21 protein-coding genes and 1 tRNA gene are annotated in these 21,669 nt (G+C 69.2%); 16 read left to right on the forward strand and 6 right to left on the reverse strand.

Annotated features, from left to right (window positions below):
• Positions 1–188: 188 nt before the first annotated feature.
• From ACOPJ3_RS07905 to ACOPJ3_RS07935, 7 genes are all read left to right on the forward strand, one after another.
• Complete coding sequence (locus tag ACOPJ3_RS07905; protein WP_427868650.1) at positions 189–2,660, forward strand: SpaA isopeptide-forming pilin-related protein; 2,472 nt, start codon at positions 189–191, stop codon at positions 2,658–2,660.
• A gap of 29 nt (positions 2,661–2,689) precedes the next feature.
• The gene (locus ACOPJ3_RS07910; protein ID WP_427868651.1) at positions 2,690–4,123 is read left to right on the forward strand and encodes a SpaH/EbpB family LPXTG-anchored major pilin; all 1,434 of its coding nucleotides are present in this window, start codon (positions 2,690–2,692) and stop codon (positions 4,121–4,123) included.
• A gap of 81 nt (positions 4,124–4,204) precedes the next feature.
• Positions 4,205–5,134, forward strand: a complete 930-nt coding sequence (locus ACOPJ3_RS07915; protein ID WP_427868652.1) for a class C sortase — start codon at positions 4,205–4,207, stop codon at positions 5,132–5,134.
• Between the two features lie 102 nt (positions 5,135–5,236).
• The gene (locus ACOPJ3_RS07920) at positions 5,237–5,917 is read left to right on the forward strand and encodes a response regulator transcription factor (RefSeq protein WP_427868653.1); all 681 of its coding nucleotides are present in this window, start codon (positions 5,237–5,239) and stop codon (positions 5,915–5,917) included.
• Between the two features lie 17 nt (positions 5,918–5,934).
• The gene (locus tag ACOPJ3_RS07925; RefSeq protein ID WP_427868654.1) at positions 5,935–6,846 is read left to right on the forward strand and encodes a sensor histidine kinase; all 912 of its coding nucleotides are present in this window, start codon (positions 5,935–5,937) and stop codon (positions 6,844–6,846) included.
• Between the two features lie 171 nt (positions 6,847–7,017).
• Positions 7,018–7,323, forward strand: coding sequence for a hypothetical protein (locus ACOPJ3_RS07930; protein ID WP_427868655.1), 306 nt, complete (start codon positions 7,018–7,020; stop codon positions 7,321–7,323).
• Entirely contained in the window at positions 7,320–8,150 is an 831-nt protein-coding gene (locus ACOPJ3_RS07935) for a hypothetical protein (protein ID WP_427868656.1), read from the forward strand. The genes ACOPJ3_RS07930 and ACOPJ3_RS07935 overlap by 4 nt, the downstream gene beginning before the upstream one ends.
• An 83-nt stretch (positions 8,151–8,233) precedes the next feature.
• Here the strand turns inward: ACOPJ3_RS07935 and ACOPJ3_RS07940 are convergent.
• From ACOPJ3_RS07940 to pepN, 6 genes are all read right to left on the reverse strand, one after another.
• Positions 8,234–8,309: transfer RNA gene (locus ACOPJ3_RS07940), tRNA-Arg, on the reverse strand.
• Positions 8,310–8,407: 98 nt separating this feature from the next.
• Positions 8,408–8,989 carry an HhH-GPD-type base excision DNA repair protein gene (locus tag ACOPJ3_RS07945; protein ID WP_427868657.1) on the reverse strand — a complete coding sequence of 194 codons (582 nt, stop codon included), beginning with the start codon at positions 8,987–8,989 and terminating at the stop codon, positions 8,408–8,410.
• Between the two features lie 187 nt (positions 8,990–9,176).
• Positions 9,177–10,772: an isocitrate lyase gene (locus tag ACOPJ3_RS07950; protein WP_427868658.1), complete on the reverse strand. Its 1,596-nt coding sequence runs from the start codon at positions 10,770–10,772 to the stop codon at positions 9,177–9,179.
• 241 nt (positions 10,773–11,013) lie between these two features.
• The gene (locus ACOPJ3_RS07955) at positions 11,014–11,403 is read right to left on the reverse strand and encodes a globin (RefSeq protein ID WP_427871188.1); all 390 of its coding nucleotides are present in this window, start codon (positions 11,401–11,403) and stop codon (positions 11,014–11,016) included.
• 116 nt (positions 11,404–11,519) lie between these two features.
• Positions 11,520–12,437, reverse strand: a complete 918-nt coding sequence (locus ACOPJ3_RS07960) for a mechanosensitive ion channel family protein (RefSeq protein WP_427868659.1) — start codon at positions 12,435–12,437, stop codon at positions 11,520–11,522.
• The gene (pepN, locus tag ACOPJ3_RS07965; RefSeq protein WP_427868660.1) at positions 12,438–15,011 is read right to left on the reverse strand and encodes an aminopeptidase N; all 2,574 of its coding nucleotides are present in this window, start codon (positions 15,009–15,011) and stop codon (positions 12,438–12,440) included.
• 70 nt (positions 15,012–15,081) lie between these two features.
• Between pepN and ACOPJ3_RS07970 the strand changes: the two genes are divergently transcribed.
• The 9 genes from ACOPJ3_RS07970 to rdgB all read left to right on the forward strand — a co-directional run bounded on the left by ACOPJ3_RS07970 (position 15,082) and on the right by rdgB (position 21,661).
• Positions 15,082–15,702: a DsbA family protein gene (locus ACOPJ3_RS07970; protein ID WP_427868661.1), complete on the forward strand. Its 621-nt coding sequence runs from the start codon at positions 15,082–15,084 to the stop codon at positions 15,700–15,702.
• A gap of 79 nt (positions 15,703–15,781) precedes the next feature.
• Positions 15,782–16,273 (forward strand): ribose-5-phosphate isomerase, encoded by a 492-nt coding sequence (locus ACOPJ3_RS07975; protein WP_427868662.1) that lies wholly within the window; start codon positions 15,782–15,784, stop codon positions 16,271–16,273.
• Positions 16,273–17,301 (forward strand): Fpg/Nei family DNA glycosylase, encoded by a 1,029-nt coding sequence (locus tag ACOPJ3_RS07980; protein WP_427868663.1) that lies wholly within the window; start codon positions 16,273–16,275, stop codon positions 17,299–17,301. The genes ACOPJ3_RS07975 and ACOPJ3_RS07980 overlap by 1 nt, the downstream gene beginning before the upstream one ends.
• A gap of 191 nt (positions 17,302–17,492) precedes the next feature.
• Positions 17,493–17,840, forward strand: coding sequence for a 50S ribosomal protein L19 (rplS, locus tag ACOPJ3_RS07985; RefSeq protein ID WP_427868664.1), 348 nt, complete (start codon positions 17,493–17,495; stop codon positions 17,838–17,840).
• A 120-nt stretch (positions 17,841–17,960) separates the two neighbouring features.
• On the forward strand, positions 17,961–18,683 hold the full coding sequence (lepB, locus tag ACOPJ3_RS07990; protein WP_427868665.1) for a signal peptidase I: 723 nt from the start codon (positions 17,961–17,963) through the stop codon (positions 18,681–18,683).
• A gap of 1 nt (position 18,684) precedes the next feature.
• Positions 18,685–19,350, forward strand: coding sequence for a ribonuclease HII (locus ACOPJ3_RS07995; RefSeq protein ID WP_427868666.1), 666 nt, complete (start codon positions 18,685–18,687; stop codon positions 19,348–19,350).
• On the forward strand, positions 19,347–20,204 hold the full coding sequence (gene murI / locus ACOPJ3_RS08000; protein ID WP_427868667.1) for a glutamate racemase: 858 nt from the start codon (positions 19,347–19,349) through the stop codon (positions 20,202–20,204). Before ACOPJ3_RS07995 ends, murI begins: the two co-directional genes overlap by 4 nt.
• Before the next feature lie 102 nt (positions 20,205–20,306).
• Complete coding sequence (gene rph, locus ACOPJ3_RS08005; protein ID WP_427868668.1) at positions 20,307–21,047, forward strand: ribonuclease PH; 741 nt, start codon at positions 20,307–20,309, stop codon at positions 21,045–21,047.
• A complete protein-coding gene (rdgB, locus tag ACOPJ3_RS08010) occupies positions 21,044–21,661 on the forward strand; it encodes an RdgB/HAM1 family non-canonical purine NTP pyrophosphatase (RefSeq protein ID WP_427868669.1) in 618 nt (205 codons plus the stop codon). The genes rph and rdgB overlap by 4 nt, the downstream gene beginning before the upstream one ends.
• Positions 21,662–21,669: the final 8 nt, after the last annotated feature.

Below are 21,669 nucleotides of genomic sequence, written 5' to 3' on the forward strand. Positions count from 1 at the left end.
AACACAGGCAGCGCGCACGGGAAACGGGCGTGTAGCCGATCCGAGACTGCTCGTGGCATCGCCCCCAGGAGGTCGTTGGCGTGCGCCCGTGGGCGGGCAGGGCAACGGAAATCAGAGCAGAGCAACGCAGAGCAGGGCAGGGACGACGGGGCCGGCGACCGCCGGTGGAACGACGAATGGAGAGCGCAGTGACGAAGCCGAAGCAATCAGCCGTAGGGAAGCGGATCATCCGCAGTCTCGCGGTCGTGGCTTGCTCACTGCTCGCACTCCCCGCCTTCGCCCCGTCGGCGCTTGCCGTAGACCAACCCGAGACCGCCGCGCAACCGGAGGCCTCCGTGGCCCGTGCTGGCACCGACTTCGTGTGTGAACCGGGGTACGTCTACACGGTGAGCCAGACGGACGGAACGATCCGCGAGATCGGACCAGATGGCAGCATCACCCGGGTCGGATCCGGTGCTTGGGCGGGTGGAAACCTCAACTCGATCGCCATCGACCAGGGCGGAGCGCACGCCTACGCGGTCGAGCGCTACTCAGACTCCTACAACAACGCGAACACGGTGGCCGCACGCGGCTACGACGCGGCGACGGGCACCTTCACGACGCTGGGCCCCGCGCAGTCGCTCCCCGAACTCACGGGCGGCGACTCCACGACTCGCGGGAGCATCGTCGCCGGCGCCGCCGATCTGAAAACCGGAACGTTCATGATCGGAGGCTTTGCCTCGGAGCTCGTGGGCTGGCGGCTGTACGAGGTCGTCTTCGTGATCTACGAGTTCGTCCCGGCGGAGGCCGCCACGGGTGGCTTCTCGAAGGTCGGTGTGATCCGGACCGGAGAGCGGTTCAGGACCGAAGCGACGAAGCCCGCACGCAACGGCGACATGGCGTTCGACAGCCAGGGCAACCTCTACTTCGTGCGGAGCGGCGAGAAGGACCTGAACATCTTCTCGGTGTCGGCCGCGGAGCTGGAGAACGCGAGCGGAGGCGATCTGCGCGCCTCGGCAACGCCGGTCTCCCAAGGGGCGCTGAAGAACGTGAACGGGATCGCCTTCGACTCCGATGGCACCGTGTATCTCGGCGACTATGAGCGGGTCGAGCGGTACGACCCCATCACCTGGCAGCACCTGGGCACTCACGCCACCGGGCTAAAGACGAGCTCCGACCTCGCGAGTTGTTCCTCTCCCTCGAGCCTCACCTTGCGCAAGAACATCGTCTCTCGCGCGCAGGCTTCAGACCAGTTCACCATCAGCATGGCCGAGGGGGCCGCGACCATCGGCTCGGCCACCACCACGGGCTCGGGTCTCGGCATCCGCCCGGAGCAGGTCGGCCCGTTCCCGGTGCGCTCGGGCAAGACCTACGCGTTCTCCGAGGCCGGCGCGGAGGGCGCCGAGCTGTCCGCCTACACCTCGGAGTGGACCTGCACGGATGCTTCGACCGGCGCGACCCTCGCGAGTGGCACCGGGACCTCAGGCGAGGTCTCGATCCCGGATCCCCAGCCGTCGTCCGGGGCGAGCATCGTGTGCGATATCAGCAACGCCGCGCGATCGACGCTCACCCTGACCAAGGCCTTCGACAACTCCTACGGCGCCTCCGACGATCCCGCGGTGTGGGATCTGCACGCAACCCCGGACGGGGGCGACCCGATCTCGTTTGCCTCGGGGGAGACACACGTGGTGGGCGCCGGAGGCTTCACGATCGGTGAGGCGCCGAGGCCCGGCTACGAGCTGCGGGCGGTCGAGTGCAGCACTGACGCGGGAGCGGTCCCAGTTGACGCGGACCACCGGATCGACATCGGCGGAGGGGAGAACGTCGCGTGCGTGCTCACGAATGCCGACCTGCCGGGAAGCGTCTCCTGGAGCAAGGTCGACGAGTTCACGGGGGACCGGCTTGCCGGTGCGCAGTGGCTCCTGACCGGACCCCAGGGCGAGATCGAGGTGACCGACAACACGGGGCAGGAGGGATACGCCGGGCGCGACACCGACGAACGCCCGGGCAGCTTCACCGTGGCGGAGCTCGCCCACGGCGACTACGAGCTGGTCGAGACGGTAGCCCCTGAGGGCTACGAGATTGCGAACCCGGACCCCATCGCGTTCACCGTCGCTGCCGAAGACCTCGAGGTGCGGCTTCCCAGCGTTCCGAACCGCCTCCTGCTCGAGTTCGGCGTCAAGAAGTTCTCGCTCGCGACGGCCTCGCAAGCCCAGCCAGAACTGCTCGACGGGGCGGCATTCGAGGTGCGGGCCGATGACGGTGGCGCGCCCGGCGCCGTGATCCCGGGAGCCGTGGGCGACGTCGAGGCCGGAGTCTTCACCCTCACGGGGCTCACCCCTGGCACCTACTGGCTCGTCGAGACAGCAAGTCCGGATGGTTACGCGGCACTCGTTGAGCCCATCGAGTTCACCGTCACGCACGACGCCGCGCACCCCGACGGGGCGCTCGCGCTCACAGACCCCGACGACCCACTGGTGGCGCTCGCGCCCGATGGTAAGGCGATCCACGTCTACGACTCCCGCGCCGTTGCGCTGCCAACCGCCGGCGGATCCGGGCCCGGGTACTGGGCCCTGGGCGGGGCCGCCATCGCCGCGCTCGCCGGGGCGACCTGGCTGATGACCCGCACCGTGCGCCAGCGCGCGAGAGCCGGATCAGGCGCCGCTGCAGACCTTCACTGACCCCCACGTTGCCGAGAAAGGAAACACACATGCAACCGCAACTCTCGAGACGGCTCAAGCGTCTCGGCGCATCGGTCCTCGCGGCCGGGCTCGCGATCACCGCGATCGCGCTCCCAGCGCAGGCCGCTCCCGGTGCCGGAAACATCGACCCCGATGCGCCCGTGTCGCTCACGCTCCACAAGTACGTGCAGCCCGACGGCGGGACCCTCGGCGAGAACGACGGCACGGAGATCCCGAACCCGCAGGGGACCGCCCTCGACGGCGTGGAGTTCACCTTCGAACGCGTCGAGAACATCGATCTCCTCACCAATGACGGGTGGGCGAAGGCCGACGGGCTCACCGCGGCGACGGTGATGGGCGATCCGGCGTCCTACCCCCTCGGGACACCCATCGTGCGCACGACCGCGGGCGGCGGCAAGATCGAGCTCGCGACGCCGGACGTGCAGATCGGCGTGTACCTGGTGCGGGAGACCGCCCCCGGCCCGAACCCGATCGTCCAGCCCTCGGTTCCGTTCCTCGTGACCCTTCCGATGCCCAGCCAGACGGGCAGCGGCGATTGGAACACGAACGTTCACGTCTACCCGAAGAACGCGCTGAACACCGTGACCAAGGATGTCGACGACTCGGGGGCCACCCTCATCGGCGACACGATCACGTGGACCATCACCTCCGACGTGCCGGTGCTCCCCGAGGGCACCCAGTACGAGCACTACCGGATCACGGATCAGCTCGATGATCGGCTGGGATTCACCTCCGCGACCGTGAAGCTGCTGAGCGGCGGTGGCGAGTCGGTGCTCGTGACCCCGGACCACTACGGACTCACCACGAGTGCGAGCGGGCTGGTCGAGATTCTCTTCACGCAGGAGGCGCTCACCCTCTTCGACCAGGCCGGCGCGAACGCGAAGGTCCAGGTCGAGCTCGTCACCGAGGTGCTCTCACTCGGGAACGGCGTGATCGAGAACCAGGCGATCGTGTTCATCAACGATCCCGACAGCGGGTTCGAGAGTAACGTCGTCGAGTCCCACTGGGGCGCGGCCAAGATCCTGAAGTACGCGAAGGACGACACCTCGAAGACCCTCGCGGGCGCAGAGTTCGACCTCTACGCGGTCGACCCCGCGAGCGCGGGCGCACAGCCGGTGCGCACGGGAATCACCACGGGTTCGGACGGCACCGCCCTCATCGACGGGCTCAAGGTCGGCGACTACTGGCTCGTTGAGACCGTGGCTCCGACGGGCTACGAGCTCCTCACCTCACCCATCCCGTTCACCGTGACCGTTGGCTCGGTCGCTGAGGCCGTGGTCGTGCAGGTGCCGAATACCCAGGTTCCGCCCTTCACCCTGCCGCTCACGGGTGGCGCGGGAAGCGGCATGTTCATCCTCGGCGGCGGCGCGCTGCTCGTGCTCGCAGCCGGACTCCTGGTGGCCGCGCGCCGGCGCTCGGGAGCGGCGGTTGCTGGGGAGTGATAGGCCGGTGCGTCGAGCCAGCGTTTCGGTGCCCCCACTCCGGCGCTGGGCTCGGCGCGCCAGCACGAGCGGGATCCGCTCGTGAACGAGAAGGTGCTGCGGGATGCAGGAGTCGGCAGGCCCCCACTGGCTGACGAACCGCATCCTGCACGCCTGGCGGCCCCGCTCCCGCGGTGGCTGTCGGTGAGCCTCGCGAGCCTCGTGCTCGCGGGGCTCGCCCTCATGTTGTATCCGAGTGCTTCGAGCTGGCTCTTCGCGCTGCGCGAGCGCGGCATCGTCGCGGCGCACACCGAGGAGGTCGCGAAGCTCGACCCCTCGGAGGTCGCCGCCGAACTCGCCTCGGCCGAGGCGTACAACCGGCGGACGACGCACGGCCTGATCGTGGACCCGTTCGGGACGGCGGATCAGCAGGGCGCCCTCGACGAGGACGCCCAGGGCTATCTCGCCGAACTCGACCTCACGGACGACGGTGTCATGGCGACGCTCCGCATTGCCGAGCTGGACCTCGAGCTGCCCGTGTTCCACGGCGCGACCGATCAGGTCCTCGCGGAGGGGGTCGGCCACATCTACGGCTCGTCCTTGCCCGTCGGGGGGCCAAGCAGTCATGCGGTCCTCACCGCGCACTCCGGGATCCCGGAGGCCGAACTGTTCACCCGCCTCGACCGGCTGGGGCGGGGCGACCTCGTCTCGGTGTCGACGCTTGGCCGGGAACTCAGCTACCGGGTGACGGGCACCGAGGTGGTGGAGCCGACGGACATCCAGAACCTCGTGGTCGTGCCGGGGGAGGACCTGCTGACGCTCGTCACCTGCACCCCGATCGGCGTCAACAGCCACCGGCTTCTCGTCCATGCGGAACGGACCGCGAGTCCAGCCGACGCGGACGCGGACGCGGCCGGATCACCCATGCCGTTCCCCTGGTGGGCTCTCGGGCTCGGGGCCGGAACCGTGGGATGGGTGGTCGTCGTCACTCGCGCCGCCCGCTCAGGACCGAGCAGGAACCCGGCCGGTTAGCGCCGGATCGCCTCGAGCCGTGGCCCGCGCAGGCGGGAGCGCAACCTCACGGTCGGCTTCCGGGTGTGTCCTGGCGAGAGAGTCCCTCCGTATGCTGTTCGCATGAGGATTCTCGTTGCTGAAGACGAGGCGCGACTGCGCTCGCTCATCGAGCGCGCGCTGCGAGAATCCGGGTATGCGGTCGACGCCTTCCCCGACGGTGAGTCGGCCCTGTTCGCCGCGGAGACCGACTCATTCGATCTCTTGATCCTGGACATCATGATGCCGGGAGACCTCGACGGCATCGAGGTGTGCAAGCGGGTACGCGCCACAACGGCGGGGGTGCCGATCCTGATCCTGACCGCGCTCGACGGGCCACAGCATCGGGTGCGAGGCCTCGACTCAGGAGCGGACGACTACCTCGTGAAGCCGTTCCACCTGGGTGAGCTGCTGGCACGGGTCCGGGCGCTGCTCAGGAGAGCCCCCCTCGCCGCGGCGCCAGTACTGCAGGTGGGAGGGCTGCGCATGGACCCGGCCGCGCACACGGTCACCCGTGACGGGCGCGCGCTCGAGGTCACTGCGCGAGAGTTCGCCGTGCTCGAATTGTTCCTGCGCCACCCCGGTCGCGTGCTGACCGCGAGCGAGTTCATCGAACACGCGTGGGATGCCCAGTACGACGGCTACAGCAACGTCGTCGCCTCAGCGATCCGGCACCTGCGCGGCAAGCTCACCAGCACGGGCGGTGTCGACCCCATCGTCACCGTGCGGGGGCGCGGCTACCTGCTCGACGGGGGAGTCTCGTGATCATTAGGCGCGCCACGATGCGGCTCACCGTCATCTACTCGCTCCTCCTCCTCCTGGTCGTGGCCCTGTTCGGGATCGGAGTCGCCTGGTACGCCGCTGCGGCGTTTGATCTTGAGCTTCCCGAATCGTCGCTGTCCGAGGAAGCGATCGATCGCGCAAACGCGACGCTGCGCACCGGACTGCTCGTGTGCTTCAGCGTCCTTCTGCTCTTCGTGCCTTTCATCAGCTACGTCCTGGCGAGGAGCACGCTCGCGCCGGTACGGCGAAACATGGAGGCGCAACAACAGTTCATCGACGATGCCTCCCATGAGTTGCGCACCCCGATCGCGGTGGCGCAGGGCGAGCTCGAATTGGCGCTCCTGAACCCCCGGGAACCCGTCGAATACCGGGCAGCGATCGCCCGGGCTCTCGCGGCGCTCGGGGAACTCGGCAGTCTGACATCGGGCCTTCTGCTGTTGACGAGCACGGAGCGAGCCGCCGCGATAGGCTCGCCAGTTGACGTGCGCGACGCCGCCGAGCGGGCGATGCTGGCGATGCCCCAGGAGATTCGAGAGCGCGTACATCTCGAAGTGACCGGCAGGGCGGAAATCACCGGAGCGGCGGAGCTGCTGGTGCGCGCGATCGCCAACCTCGTCGAAAACGCGGGCAAATTCTCCCCTGCAGGCACGCCCATCGCCGTCGTCGTCGAACGATCCGGAGACGAAGTCCGGGTCGTGGTGAGTGATGAGGGGCCCGGCATGGCCGCGGAACAGGCCGCCGCCGCGTTCGATCGGTTCTGGCGCGCCGATTCCTCCCGCACGCTGCCTGGACACGGCATCGGGCTCTCCATCGTGCGGAGAATTGCGGAGCTCCACGGCGGAAGCGCCATGCTCAGGAGCAAGCCCGGCCGCGGCACACAAGCCATCCTGGAGCTTCCCGCACGCCCGTAGTCCCGCGCGCGACCCGTCTTGCTCGGACCGGGCAGGGTGCAGTGTCCGCAACCGAGCAGGGCGAAGCTGAGCGGGTTCGCAGAGCGCTGTCATCCTCTCGTCACGATGCGCGAAATAGCGTGCAATCACAGGCCTTCGCATTCGGCGGAGGGGTGAGAAAGGAACTCCATCATGATCTCCAAGCGCAAGTCCTATGCAATCGCATCCGGGGCGGCCCTTCTCGTCTCCCTCGGCGGCGCCGCGCTCCTGGCCGGTCCGGCGTTCGCCGAGAACAATGCCGCTCAGCCGACGCACGCCGCGGTTTCGCCCACACCCGCCGGACACGAGGACGGCACGAACGACGGTGAAACCGCCGATGATCAGAACGAGGGAACAGAGCAGGCTGGCACTGAGGCAGCCGACAGCACGCAACCAGCTGGTCATGAAGACGGCGCGCACGACGGCGAGACCGCCGACGACACCGGAGCGGGGAAATGACGACCTCGGTGGCGGGGGAGGCCCTCCCCGCCACGGCGCTCCAGGGAAGGACGGCCAGCGGGCATGCCGCGGCAATCGACGTCAGACAGCTAGCGAACAAGGTTCCCGAGATCACGCTGCTGTTCTGGATCGTCAAAATGATGTCGACCACGGTCGGTGAGACCGGCGCGGATCTGCTCTCGGGCACCCTGGGATGGGGCATGCCCGTCACCGCGGCGCTCGTGTCTGCCCTCCTTGCCCTTGCGCTCGTGCTGCAGTTCCGAGCTCGTTCCTACGAGCCGATCCGATACTGGACCGTCGTCCTACTCGTGTCCATCGCGGGCACCCTCGTCAGTGACCTCCTCGTCGACATGCTCGGGGTGCCGTTGTCAGTCACGACGGCCGCATTCTCGATCCTGCTCGCAGCCGTATTCGTGATCTGGTGGAGGGAAGAGCGCACGCTGTCCATTCACACGATCAATACGGGGCGCCGCGAGATGTTCTATTGGGCAGCAATTCTCGTGACGTTCGCCCTGGGAACTGCAGGAGGTGACCTTCTCGGCGAAGCCTTGCACCTGGGCTACCCCCTTGCCGCGCTCGTATTCCTCAGCGGAGTGTTGCTGATCGCGTTCGCCCATTTCGCGTTCAAGCTCGGCGCGGTGTTCTCGTTCTGGGTCGCATACATTCTCACTCGCCCGCTCGGTGCCTCCCTCGGTGACTTCCTCTCGCAGCCCGTGAAGCACGGCGGGCTGGGGCTCGGCACGATCCCGGTGAGCATCGCATTCGGGGTGTGCATCATCGCCTCCATCGCATGGTTCACCGTGCAAGAACGGCGATCCCGTGTCTGAGGAGGGCAGCAGGCCTGCCCCGCTCGGGCCGCCGGAGACCGCGGGGCCCGCGCCGAGCCAGGCCGATCTCGCGACGGCGAATCTGGTGCCCCCGGCAGGATTCGAACCTGCGACCAACGGATTAGAAGGCCGTTGCTCTATCCACTGAGCTACGGAGGCGACGAATCGAGCGTACACCGTTGTGGATGCCGCCGATGACACTGCGGGACGGCGGATCGCCGGGCCGCCTCGGGGCGGGCGGGCTCGTGGCGGGCGGGCTACTGCTTGGCGGCCTTGGCCGCCGCCTTCGCGGCGCGCTTCGTCTCCCTGACCTTCGCGAGCGACTCGGGGGAGACGATGTCGGCGACGCTGCGGTAGGAGCCATCCTCGCCGTAGGCGCCTGCGGCCTCCCGCCAGCCGGCGCCGTCGAAGCCGCACTGCTTGCCGAGCAGCGCGAGGAAGATCCTGGCCTTCTGCTCGCCGAACCCGGGGAGGGCCTTCAGTCGCTTGAGCACGGTCTTGCCGTCGGGATCGCCCTCGGTCCAGAGCGCGCTCGCGTCGCCGCCCCAGTCGTCGCGGATGGTTCGGGCGAGGGTCTGCACGCGGCCCGCCATCGAGCCCGGGTAGCGGTGCACGGCAGGGGTCTCGCGGAACGCGGCCTCGAGCGCGTCGGGATCCATGTCCGCGATCGCCGCGGGGGAGATCGAGCCGGTCCGCTCCTCGATCTTGAGGGGCCCGGCGAACGCGACCTCCATGGCGACCTGCTGGTCGAGGAGCATGCCCACGAGCAGGGCGAACGGGTTGTCACTCAGTAGCCGGTCGGCCGCGGCGTCGTCGGTGAGGTGCAGGTCGAGGTCCATGCCCACAGTCTGCCAAACCCCGCGCCCCGCCGCACCCCGCCTCCGGTTGTTGTTAGCGATTTCGGGGCTTGAAGCGGGCCGCAAGCCCCGAAATCGCTAACAACACCCCAACACAAAGGGGGAGCCCCGGCCGAAACCGGGGCTCCCCCTCCCGCGTCGCGCAGACACGCGGCGCAGACCACGCAGACTAGCTGAACTGGTTCATGGTGTTGTCCTTGCCGCCCGCCTTGAGGGCCGCGTCTCCGGCGAAGTACTCCTTGTGGTTGTCGCCGATGTCGCTGCCGGCCATGTTCTGGTGCTTGACGGTGGCGATGCCCTCGCGGATCTCGCGGCGCTGCACGTCGCGGACGTAGGTGAGCATGCCCTCGTCACCGAAGTAGCCCTTGGCGAGGTTGTCGGTCGAGAGCGCCGCCGTGTGGTAGGTCGGCAGGGTGATGAGGTGGTGGAAGATGCCGGCCCGGGCCGAGCCGTCGCGCTGGAAGGTGCGGATCTTCTCGTCGGCGAGCTGCGCGAGCTCGGTGCCGTCGTATTCGACGCTCATGAGCTTCTCGCGGTCGTACGCCGAGACGTCCTTGCCCTCGGCCTCGAGTTGGTCGAAGGCCTGCTGGCGGAAGTTGAGCGTCCAGTTGAACGACGGGCTGTTGTTGTAGACGAGCTTCGCGTTCGGGATCTCCTCGCGAATGCGGTCGACCATGCCGGCGATCTGCTCGACGTGCGGCTTCTCGGTCTCGATCCAGAGCAGATCGGCGCCGTTGCGCAGCGAGGTGATGCAGTCGAGCACGCAGCGGTCCTCGCCCGTGCCCTTGCGGAACTGGTAGAGGTTCGAGGCGAGGCGCTTCGGGCGCAGCAGCTTGCCGTCGCGCTTGATGACGACGTCACCGTTGCCGAGCTCGGCCTCGGAGATCTCCTCGACGTCGAGGAACGAGTTGTACTGGTCGCCCAGGTCGCCCGGCTCGTTCGTGACGGCGAGCTTCTGCGTGAGGCCTGCGCCGAGCGAGTCGGTACGGGCGACGATCACGCCGTTGTCGATCCCGAGCTCGAGGAACGCGTAGCGCACCGCGTTGAGCTTCGCGATGAAGTCCTCGTGGGGGACCGTGACCTTGCCGTCCTGGTGGCCGCACTGCTTCTCGTCCGAGACCTGGTTCTCGATCTGGATCGCGCAGGCACCGGCCTCGATCATCTTCTTCGCGAGCAGGTAGGTCGCCTCGGGGTTGCCGAAGCCGGCGTCGATGTCGGCGATGATCGGGACGACGTGCGTCTCGAAGTTGTCGATCTGCGACTGCAGGAATTCGACCGCGGTCTCGTCACCCGCGACGCGTGCGTCGTCGAGCTGCGTGAAGAGCAGGTCGAGCTCGCGGGCGTCGGCCTGGCGGAGGAAGGTGTAGAGCTCCTCGATGAGCGCGGGGACCGAGGTCTTCTCGTGCATCGACTGATCCGGCAGCGGGCCGAACTCGGAGCGGAGGGCCGCGACCATCCAGCCGGAGAGGTAGAGGTAGCGCTTGTTCGTGGTCTTCAGGTGCTTCTTGATCGAGATCAGCTTCTGCTGGCCGATGAAGCCGTGCCACACGCCGAGCGACTGCGTGTAGACGGAGGAGTCTGCGTCGTACTCCTCCATGTCGCGGCGCATGATGTCCGCGGTGTACTGAGCGATCTCGAGCCCCGTCTTGAAGCGGTTCTGCGCCCGCATGCGAGCGACGTACTCGGGATTGATCGCATCCCAGCTGGAGCCGTTCTGCTCCTTCAGCGTCTCAATGGCCTCGATGTCATTTTGGAACGCGCCCATGATGTTTCCTTCTGCCTGGTGGTGACTCGACCACATGCGCTGTGGTCCAGGTGGACTAGTTCCACTCTGGGGCATCGAGAAGGGGCCGCACCGGCGTTTCGGGGGGTGAAGATTCGCAGTTCTTCTGCTCCGGGGAAGTTTTCATGCACCGGAGACGCGAAAAGGCCCGACGCTCGGTCCGCGCGGGGCGGAGGAGGGCCGGGCCGATGTGCGGCGCCGGATCAGGACCGGCGCGCGCGGGTTACTCGAAGCGGTTGACGAGGGCGAGCGCCGCGCGCTCGATGTAGTCGCGGAACGCGGCGTCGTGCATGGGCGGCAGCGCCGCCTCGTCGAGGGCGGCGTGCATGTGGACGAGCCAGCGTTCCTTCGCGGCCGGCGTGACCGGGAAGGCCGCGTGCCGCATGCGCAGGCGCGGGTGGCCGCGCTGCTCCGAGTACGTTGCGGGCCCGCCCCAGTACTGCTCGAGGAAGGTGCGCAGGCGCCACTCGGCCCCCTCCCAGTCGGCCTCCGGGTACATCGGCGCGAGCAGGGGATCCTCACGCACGCCCCGGTAGAAGGTGCTCACGATGCGCTCGAACGTCGCCGTGCCGCCGACCTGCGACCAGAGGGTCTCGGTGACGGCGTCGCCCACCTCGCCCGCGCGGAGCGTGAGCCGCGCGGGTTGCGCGGGCTGCACGGGGCCGGATCCGGATCCTGCGTCGGCTCCGGATCCCGACCCGAGTCCCGGTGCTGCGCTCTGGGGGTCGCTCATGCTGGTCCACCTCCCGGCTGCCTCGGCAGCTCGTCGGCCATCTTGATGTCTTCCTCACGGAATTTGCGGCGGATCTCCGCCCGGATCCCGCGCTGCACCTCCCACTGCGCCTCGGGGCGGGTGCGCACCGCGAGGCGGAGCGTGGCCCGATCGCCGAAGACGCTCTCGAGGCCGAGCAGCTCGGGCTCGCCCGTGACCTTCCGCGCGTAGCGCTCCGACTTCAGGAGCATCCGCGCGGCGTCGAGCGTCACCTCGGAGACGTGGGCGAGATCCTGGTGCGCGTCGACCGTGACGTCGATGAGCGCCCGGCCCCAGCCCTGCGAGGAGTTGCCGAGGGTGAGGATCTCGCCGTTGCGGACGAACCACAGCGTGCCGTCCATCGCGCGCACCTGGGTGACCCGGATCCCCACGTCCTCGACCGTGCCGCTGACGGTGCCGATCGTGACGTGGTCGCCGATCCCGAGCTGGTCCTCGAACACCATGAAGATCCCGTTCAGGATGTCCTTCACGACGTTCTGCGCGCCGAAGGCGAGGCCCGCGGCCACGATGCCGGCCGAGGTCAGCACGGCGCCGAGGTTCACGCCGAGCTGCGCCAGGATCAGGATCATCGCGATGATCACGATGATCCAGGTGATGAGCACGCGCCCGACCGTGCCGAGGGTCCGGGTGCGCTGGACCGCGCGCGCGTTCACGTACGGCGCGGCCTGCATCTCGGAGGTCGTGTCGACGTCCTGGGCGCGCTTCACGCCCTTCACGATGCCCGTGACGGTCCGGATCAGCATCCGGCGCAGGATCCAGTTGAGGAGGACCGCCGCGACGATGATGCCGAGGATCACGAGCGGGGTCTGGTAGATGGTGAGGAACTCCTGGAAGGCGTTCCCCACCACCTTCTCGACCTCTTCAGCGCCGTCCATCTAGCTCTCCTGGTCGGCCGCCTGTGCGCGCAGCGCGCGCTCGATGCCGGAGAGGTGCTCGGTGATCATGCGGCGGAGGGCGGCCGGCGCCTCCGGGTTCGCGTCGAGCCAGGCGCTCGTGGCGTCCGCGAGCGCGCGGTTCGCGAGCGGCGACGGGTAGAAGCCGTCGACGAGCTCCTCGACGATCGCGTAGCTGCGCGACTCCCAGACGGGGAGGAGCTCCGAGAAGAACCGGTCGACGTACGTGTCGAGCAGCGTGAGGTCGTGCGCTCGGGTGAAGCCGAGGCCCGTGGCACGCACGATCGCGTTCGGCTTGTCGCTCTCCTCGAAGACGGAGGCCCAGGCGCGCGCCTTGTCCTCCGCGGTCGGGAGCGCGGCGCGGGCGTGCGCCGCCGACTGATTGCCCGAGGCGGTGCGATCCTCGGCGAGGCGCGCCTCGATCTGCTCCGCCGTGGCGCGGCCGCCGGCCGCGAGCGCGATGAGCAGCTCCCAGCCGAGGTCGGTGTCGATGTCGAGGCCCTCGAGGGGGAGCGAGCCGTCGAAGAGGCCCTGCACCGTGTCGAGCTGTTCGGGGCTCGCCGCGAGCTGGCCGAACGCCTTCACGAACTGGAACTGGGTGTCGCTGCCCGGCTCGGCGTCGACGGCGAGGCGCCAGAGGGCGTCGCCGACGCGCTCGAGGCTCGCGGCGCGGCGCTCGGGGGCGACGTAGCTGCCGGCCGCGAGGAGCAGCTGGTTCAGCAGGGTGCGGAGCGTCGTCGAGCCCGTCTCCTTCGCGACGTGGGCGAGCACGATGTCGATGAAGCGGCTCGCGGGGAACTCGGCGTCGCGGGTCGCGTCCCAGAGCGTGCCCCAGAGGAGCGCGCGGGCGAGCGAGTCCTCGACCTCGCCGAGCTTCGCCGCGGCCGTCTCGAGCGAGCGCTCGTCGAGGCGGATCTTCGCGTAGCTCAGGTCGTCGTCGTTGAGCAGCAGCAGATCCGGCTGCGCCACGCCGACGAGCTCGGGCACCTCGGTGCGGGCGCCGTCGACGTCGAGCTCGATCCGCTGGGTGCGGCGCACGGCGTCGCCCTCAGCCGCGTAGAGACCGACCGCGATGCGGTGAGGGCGCAGCGTCGGGTAGTCGGCGATCGCCGTCTGCTCGATCGCGAAGCTCGCGTAGCGGCCCTCGGCGTCGAGCTCGAAGACGGGGCGCAGCGTGTTCACGCCGGCCGTCTCGAGCCACAGCTTCGACCACTCCGACAGGTCCCGGCCGCTCTGCGCCTCGAGCTCGACGAGCAGGTCGGGGAGCTCGGTGTTCGAGTAGTGGTGCTTCACGAAGTAGTCGTGCACGCCGCGCATGAACGGCTCGCGGCCGACCCAGGCGACGAGCTGCTTCAGCACGGACGCGCCCTTGGCGTAGGTGATGCCGTCGAAGTTGACGAGCACGTCCTCGAGATCCCGGATCGGGGCCACGATCGGGTGCGTCGAGGGGAGCTGGTCCTGGCGGTAGGCCCACGACTTCTCCGAGGCGGCGAACGTCGTCCAGCACTCGCTCCACTCGGTCGCCTCGGCGACGCCGAGCGTCGACATGTACTCGGCGAACGACTCGTTGAGCCACAGGTCGTTCCACCAGCGCATGGTCACGAGGTCACCGAACCACATGTGGGCGAGCTCGTGCAGGATCGTGACGACGCGGCGCTCGCGCATCGCGTCGGTCACCTGGCTGCGGAAGACGTAGGCCTCCGTGAACGTGACGGCGCCGATGTTCTCCATCGCGCCCATGTTGTACTCGGGGACGAAGAGCTGGTCGTACTTGTCGAACGGGTACGGGTAGTCGAACTGCTCCTCGAAGAAGGCGAAACCCTCGCGCGTCTTCTCGAAGATGTAGTCGGCGTCGAGATACTGGCCGAGCGAGTCGCGGCAGAAGACACCGAGCGGGATCGTGCGGCCGTCGCGGCTCGTGAGCTCGGAGCGCACGACGCGGTACGGGCCGGCGATGAGGGCCGTGATGTAGCTCGACATGATCGGTGTGGGGCCGAACTCCCAGGTCGAGGCGGGCTCACCGGCGCGCGCGGCCGCCTGCTCGCCGGCGTCGACCGGCTCGGGCGTCGGCTGGTTGCTCACGACCTGCCAGCGCGCGGGCGCCGTGATCGTGAACTGGAAGGTGGCCTTCAGGTCGGGCTGCTCGAACACCGGGAACATCCGGCGCGAGTCGGGCACCTCGAACTGCGAGTAGAGGTAGACCTCGCCGTCGACGGGGTCGACGAAGCGGTGGAGCCCCTCGCCGGTGTTGGTGTAGCGCTGCGTCGAGCGGATCCGGAGCTCGTTCTGCTCGGCGAGATCCGGCAACTGGATCCTGGAGTCCGCGAAGACCTCCGCGGGATCGAGGCTCTTGCCGTTCAGCTCGACCGACTCGACCGAGTCGGCGATGATATCGATGAAGGTTGAGGCTCCGGCCTTCGCGGCGAAGGCGACGGTCGTGTCCGCGGAGAAGGTCTCGGGACCGGTCGTGAGGTCGAGCGCTACGCGGTAGCTCTCGAGATCAACGATTGCGGCCCGCTCCTGGGCCTCGACGCGGGTAAGGTTCGTTCCTGGCACGTGTGCTCCTGACGAGTTGAATCTGTGACCAGACCAGCCTATGCCCGACGGCCTGAGTTAGGCTGACCGCATGAGCGATGCGAGCCCCACTGCTGCGACCCCGTCCGTTGAGTTCTGGTTCGACCCCAGCTGCCCCTGGTGCTGGATGACGAGCCGCTGGGCCACCGAGGTCTCCGAGGCCCGCGGCTTCGAGATCGCCTGGCACCCGATCAGCCTCGCGATCATCAACGAGGACAACGACGACAACGCCCACGCGGGCCTGCACAGCCAGGGTCACCGCATGGGCCGCGTCGTGGAGGCCGCGCGCAAGGCCGCTGGCGAGGGGATCGTCGGCAAGCTCTACACGGAGCTCGGCACCCGCGTGCACCCGGGTGGACGCAGGGACGTCGACGAGGTCATCGCCGAGGCGCTCGCCGCGCTGGGCCTCGATCCCGAGCTCGCGAAGGCGGCGGACACCGAGGAGTCCGACGCCCAGCTGCGCGAGAACACGAAGCACGCGCTCGACATTGCGGGCCCCGACGTCGGTGTGCCGATCATCTCGATCGACGGCGTCGCGTTCTTCGGCCCGGTCGTCACCCCGGCGCCGACGGGGGAGCAGGCGCTCCGTCTGTGGGACGGGATCTACGCCGCCGCGAGCGTGCCGGGCTTCTACGAACTGAAGCGCGGCCGCAGCGCCGGGCCGCAGTTCTAGCGCCGCGGTTCTAACGCCGCGGTTCTCGCGGGCCTGACCGGCGGTTCGGGTGCGCGCGGGGACCGATAGACTGGCCCCCATGCGCATCCACGTCGCCACAGACCACGCCGGCCTCGAATTCAGCCAGCAGCTGCAGCAGCACCTGCGCGACCAGGGGCACGAGGTGATCGACCACGGCCCGGCCGAGTACGACGCGCTCGACGACTACCCCTCTTTCTGCATCAACGCGGCGCTCGGCGTCGCGCGCGACGAGCGCGACGGGGTCGAGGCGCTCGGCGTCGTCTTCGGCGGTTCGGGCAACGGCGAGCAGATGGCCGCGAACAAGGTCGAGGGTATCCGCGCCGCGCTCGTGTGGAACGACTCGACCGCGACGCTCGCCCGCGAGCACAACAACGCCAACGTGATCTCGATCGGCGCGCGCCAGCACCCCGTGGAGGACGCGATCCGCTTCATCGACCTGTTCGTGGCGACCCCGTTCCCCGGTGATGAGCGCCACGTGCGTCGGATCGGGCAGCTCGGCGAGTACGAGCGCACGGGCCGCATCGCGGGCAAGCAGGTCGACGCCCTGTAATGCCTGAGGGTCACTCCGTACACCGGATCGCGCGGCAGTTCGGCGCGAACTTCGTCGGCACTGCGCCCGAGGTCACGAGCCCGCAGGGGCGCTTCGCCCTCGGGGCCGAGCAGCTGACGGGCCGCGAGATGACGGACGCGCGCGCGGTCGGCAAGCAGATGTTTCTCGAGTTCGCGGGCGACCGCTGGCTCAGGGTGCACCTCGGCATCTACGGTGCCTGGGACTTCGCGGGCGATGTGAAGGTCGACCCGTCGATACAGATCCACGGGGTGACGCCCGGCCACTCGAAGCTCGGGCAGACCGGGGAGAACGCGGGGCCCGGCGGCGCGAGGCCCGGCCAGGCGCGGGGGTCGCTCCCGCTCGACCGCGACGCCGAGGACTCGGTCACGTCGATCGGCGCGCCGCGGCGCGCCCGTGTGCGCATGGCGGAGACGGATCGCGAGACCGAGGTGAGCGGGGCATTCCCGCCGGATCCCGTCGGCCAGGTCCGGGTCAGGCTGCTGAACGAGGCCGTCTGCGCCGACCTGCGCGGCCCGACGGCCTGCGAGGTGCTCACCCCGGCCGAGGTCGACGCCGTGATCCAGAAGCTCGGCCCTGATCCGGCGAACGCGAACACCCCGGCCGAGCGCGAGCGCTTCGTCGAGCGCGCGCACAAGAAGCGGACTCCCATCGGCCTCGTGCTCATGGATCAGTCCGTCGTCGCCGGGATCGGCAACGTGTACCGCGCCGAGATGCTCTTCCGCGCGGGCCTCGATCCGCACACCCCCGCGAATACCCTCGACCGCACGGTGCTCGAGGCGCTCTGGGACGACTGGGCGGAGCTCCTCGAGATCGGGATCACGGTCGGCCAGATGATCACGATCGACGGCCTCGAGGGGGAGGACTACCGCCGCGCCCTCGTCGAGCGCGACGAGCGGCACTGGGTCTACAAGCTCGAGGGCACCCCGTGCAAGCGGTGCGGCGCCGACATCCAGCTCGAGGAGTTCGGGGCGCGCAAGCTCTACTGGTGCCCCGGCTGCCAGACCTGATCCGGGGCCTTCGGCACCCGGGACACGCGCGTGCGCCGCGAGTGGCGCGGCCTGGCCCTCGGATGTGGCATAATTGATCCTTGTGCCACGGTGCGGCACTGCCGCGAGGGTCCGCACGAACCGTGAGCCCAACCTCAGTACTTTTCGATATTCCGCGAACCGACTTGCGGCGGGCGCAGAGAGAGATCAAGATGCAGAAGCTCGACCACGTCGATGCCGCGTCGCTGAAGAGCGACATTCCCGAGTTCCGTGCCGGCGACACCGTCAAGGTGCACGTCAACATCGTCGAGGGCAACCGCTCGCGTGTCCAGGTGTTCCAGGGCATCGTGATCGCCCGCCACGGCGAGGGCGTCCGCGAGACCTTCACGGTCCGCAAGATCAGCTTCCAGGTCGGCGTCGAGCGTAAGTTCCCGCTGCACTCGCCCGCGATCGACAAGATCGAGGTCGTCTCCCGCGGTGACGTCCGCCGTGCGAAGCTCTACTACCTGCGCGGCCTCACCGGCAAGAAGGCCAAGATCAAGGAGAAGCGCGAGGTCTAACCTCAGCCTTTTTCGGGCGACTCGCCCAGACGCTCTCAGGCTCCCTCCCGCAAGGGTATGGGAGCCTGAGGTGTCTTCCCTGCTCCCGGTCCCACCGGGACCGAACGGACAGGAACTGGAATGAGAGAAGCAGCGAGCGACGCGCCGCGTCGCGGGGCGCGATCCGGGATCCTCGGATTCCTGCGCGATCTCGTCATCATCGTGGTCGTCGCCTTCCTGGTCTCGTTCCTCCTCAAGACGTTCCTCGTGCGGAGCTTCTACATCCCCTCGCAGTCGATGGAGCAGACGCTCAAGGTCGACGACCGGATCCTCGTGAACCAGCTCGTCCCCAAGGTCGTGAGCGTGAAGCGCGGCGACATCGTCGTGTTCAAGGATCCGGGCGGCTGGCTGCTGCCGACCTCCACGAACCCGCCGACCTCGTTCGAGTCCTTCCTGCAGTCGGTCGGCCTCGCCGCTGACACGAGCCACGAGTACGTGGTCAAGCGCGTAATCGGCGTCGGCGGCGACCGCGTCGCATGCTGCGACGCCGAGGGGCGCGTGACCGTGAACGGCGTGCCGCTCGACGAGCCCTACATCGTGATCCAGGAGGGCGAGACCCGCGCCTCCGGGATCGACTTCGACGTGACGGTGCCCGAGGGCTCCGTCTGGGTCATGGGCGACAACCGCTACCAGAGCAAGGATTCCCGGTACAACCAGGAGCAGCCTGGCAAGGGCTTCGTCCCTGAGGACGAGATCGTCGGCCGCGCGTTCGTGCGTAACTGGCCGCTCGACCGCCTCACCTGGCTCGACCGGCCGGAATCGACCTTCACGGGCGTCGAGCAGGCCAAGGCGACGAGCGAGTAACGTGGCCCGGGCGAGCGATCCGTCGAAGGATCCGACGCTCGAGGTCGAGGCGGCGCTCTTCGCCGCGGGATCTCGCTTCGTGATCGGCATCGACGAGGTGGGGCGCGGCGCGATCGCCGGGCCCGTCGCCGTGGGCGCGCACGCGATCCCGCTCGGCATCGGCGCGTTCCCCGAGGGGCTGCGCGACTCGAAGCTGCTGAGCGAGAAGCGGCGCGAGGCGCTCGCCCCGCTCGTCGCCGGGTGGGGATCCGGCGCCGTCGGCTTCGCGAGCGCCGAGGAGATCGACGAGCTCGGGATCGGCGCCTGCCTCGGCGCTGCGGGCCGCCGCGCGCTGCTCGAGCTGCATCGCGCTGGCATCCCCGTCGATGCCGCCGCGATCATTCTGGACGGCTCGCACGACTGGCTCTCTGCGGCGCTCCGGAAGCCCCTCGACGTGCGCACCAGGGTGGGAGCCGACCGCGGCTGCGCGAGCGTCGCCGCCGCCTCGGTGCGGGCGAAGGTCGAGCGCGACGCCCTCATGCGCGAGGCCCACGACGCCCACCCCGAGTACGCGTGGGCGTCGAACAAGGGCTATGGTTCGCGCGCCCACTACGACGGCATCGAAGCCCACGGGCTCACCGAGCTCCACCGCAAGTCCTGGATACGCTCAGATAAGCTGGAGCGGTGAGTACGCGTGAAGTCTCGCCCGAGGCGCCGATCGGCGTATTCGACTCGGGCGTCGGCGGGTTGACGGTCGCGAGGGCGATCCGGGACCAGCTGCCGGGTGAGTCCATGATCTACGTCGGCGATACGGCACGCACCCCGTATGGGCCGCGGCCCATCGCCGAGGTGCGGCGCTTCGCGCTCGAGATCCTCGACGATCTCGTCGCGCAGGGCGTCAAGATGCTCGTGATCGCCTGCAACACTGCCTCGGCCGCGGTGCTGCGCGACGCCCGCGAGCGCTATGACGTGCCCGTGATCGAGGTCATCGGCCCGACCGTGCGGAGCGCCATGTCGATCACGCGCAACGGCCGCGTCGGCCTCATCGGCACCCAGGGCACGATCCAGTCGCGCGCCTACGACGATCTCTTCTCGATGCGCAGCGACATCGAGCTGACCTCGGCCGCGTGCCCTCGCTTCGTCGAGCTCGTCGAGGCCGGCGAGACCTCGGGGCCCGTCGTCATCGACGTGGCGGAGGGGTACCTCGCGCCGCTCGTCGCGGCCGGCATTGACACGCTCGTGCTCGGCTGCACGCATTATCCGTTCCTGCGCGGCGCGCTGCGCCAGGTGGTGGGGCCAGACGTCGCGCTCGTCTCGAGCGACATCGAGACGGCGAACGCCGTCTACGAGGTGCTCACCGCGCGCGGCATGCTCCGCCCGGCGGACTCGGGTGACCCGGTGCTGCGCTACGAGGCGACGGGGCCCGACACCGCTGAGTTCAAGGCGCTCGCAAAGCGAATGCTCGGGATCGGCATCGACGCCGTCGACCGCGTGCAGACGGGCACGATCGCGATCCCGCCAGGCGCCTTCCGCGCGCCCTAGAGACCAGGCGCCCGTGCGATCCGGCGCCCGAGAAACCAGGCGCCGGGGCGACCGGGCACCGCACACATCCGACCGGCAGTTCCGAAGAGAGGGACACAGACCATGACCGAGAACACCCGAGTCGACGGCCGCACGCCCGCGCAGATGCGCACCGTCACGATTGAGCGGGGCTGGAGCGAGCAGGCCGAGGGCAGCGCCCTCATCTCGTTCGGCCGCACCCGCGTGCTCTGCACCGCGTCCTTCACGCCCGGCGTCCCGCGCTGGCTCACCGGCAAGGGCACGGGCTGGGTCACCGCCGAGTACTCGATGCTGCCGCGCTCGACGAACGACCGCATGCAGCGCGAGTCGGTGAAGGGCAAGATCGGCGGCCGCACGCACGAGATCTCGCGCCTGATCGGCCGCAGCCTGCGCGCCGTCATCGACACGAAGGCGCTCGGCGAGAACACGATCGTGCTCGACTGCGACGTGCTCCAGGCCGACGGCGGCACCCGCACCGCCTCCATCACGGGCGCCTACGTGGCGCTCGCGGACGCGATCAGCTGGGCGCGCGCCCAGGGCCACATTTCGAGGCGCGCGACGCCGCTCACGGACAGCGTCGCAGCAGTGTCGGTCGGCATCGTCGGGGGCGTCCCGATGAGCGACCTCGCCTACGTCGAGGACTCGAAGGCCGGCACCGACATGAACGTCGTCGTGACCGGATCCGGAGACTTCGTCGAGGTGCAGGGCACCGCGGAGGGCGTGCCCTTCAACCGCGCGGAGCTCGACACGCTCCTCGACCTCGCGCTCGGCAGCGCGGCGGAGCTCGCGGAGCTCCAGCGCGCCGTGCTCGCCGAGGAGCTGTGACCGTGGGCGTCCAGGTCGTCCTCGCCTCGCACAACGCGCACAAGCTCGAGGAGCTGGGCCGCATCATCGCGCCGCTCGCGCCCGGGATCGAGCTCGTCGGCTACGACGGGCCAGAGCCCGTCGAGAACGGGCTCAGCTTCGAGGAGAACGCCCTGATCAAGGCGCGCGCCGCGGCCGCGCACGCGGGCCTCCCCGCGATCGCGGACGACTCGGGCATCGTCGTCGACGTGCTCGGCGGCTGCCCCGGCATCTTCTCGGCGCGCTGGGGCGGGCCGTCCCGCAGCGATACGGGCAACGTCGAGCTCCTGCTCTGGCAGCTCAGCGACATCGCTGACGAGCACCGCGCGGCCGGCTTCGTCTGCGCCGCGGCGCTCGCGCTGCCGAGCGGCGCCGAGACGCACCGGCTCGGAGTCTGGCCCGGCTCGATCCTGCGCGCGCCAGCGGGCGAGGGCGGCTTCGGCTACGACCCGATCTTCAGGCCGGAGGGCGAGACCCGTTCGGCGGCCGAGCTCAGCGCGGCCGAGAAGGACGCGCTCTCGCACCGGACGCGCGCGTTCAGCGCGCTGGCCGAGGTGATCCAGGGCGGGATCACCGCGGACGGCATCAGCATCTGACTCGGGCC

Source organism: Leucobacter luti, assembly GCF_050310065.1.
Lineage (GTDB): Bacteria > Actinomycetota > Actinomycetes > Actinomycetales > Microbacteriaceae > Leucobacter > Leucobacter luti_B.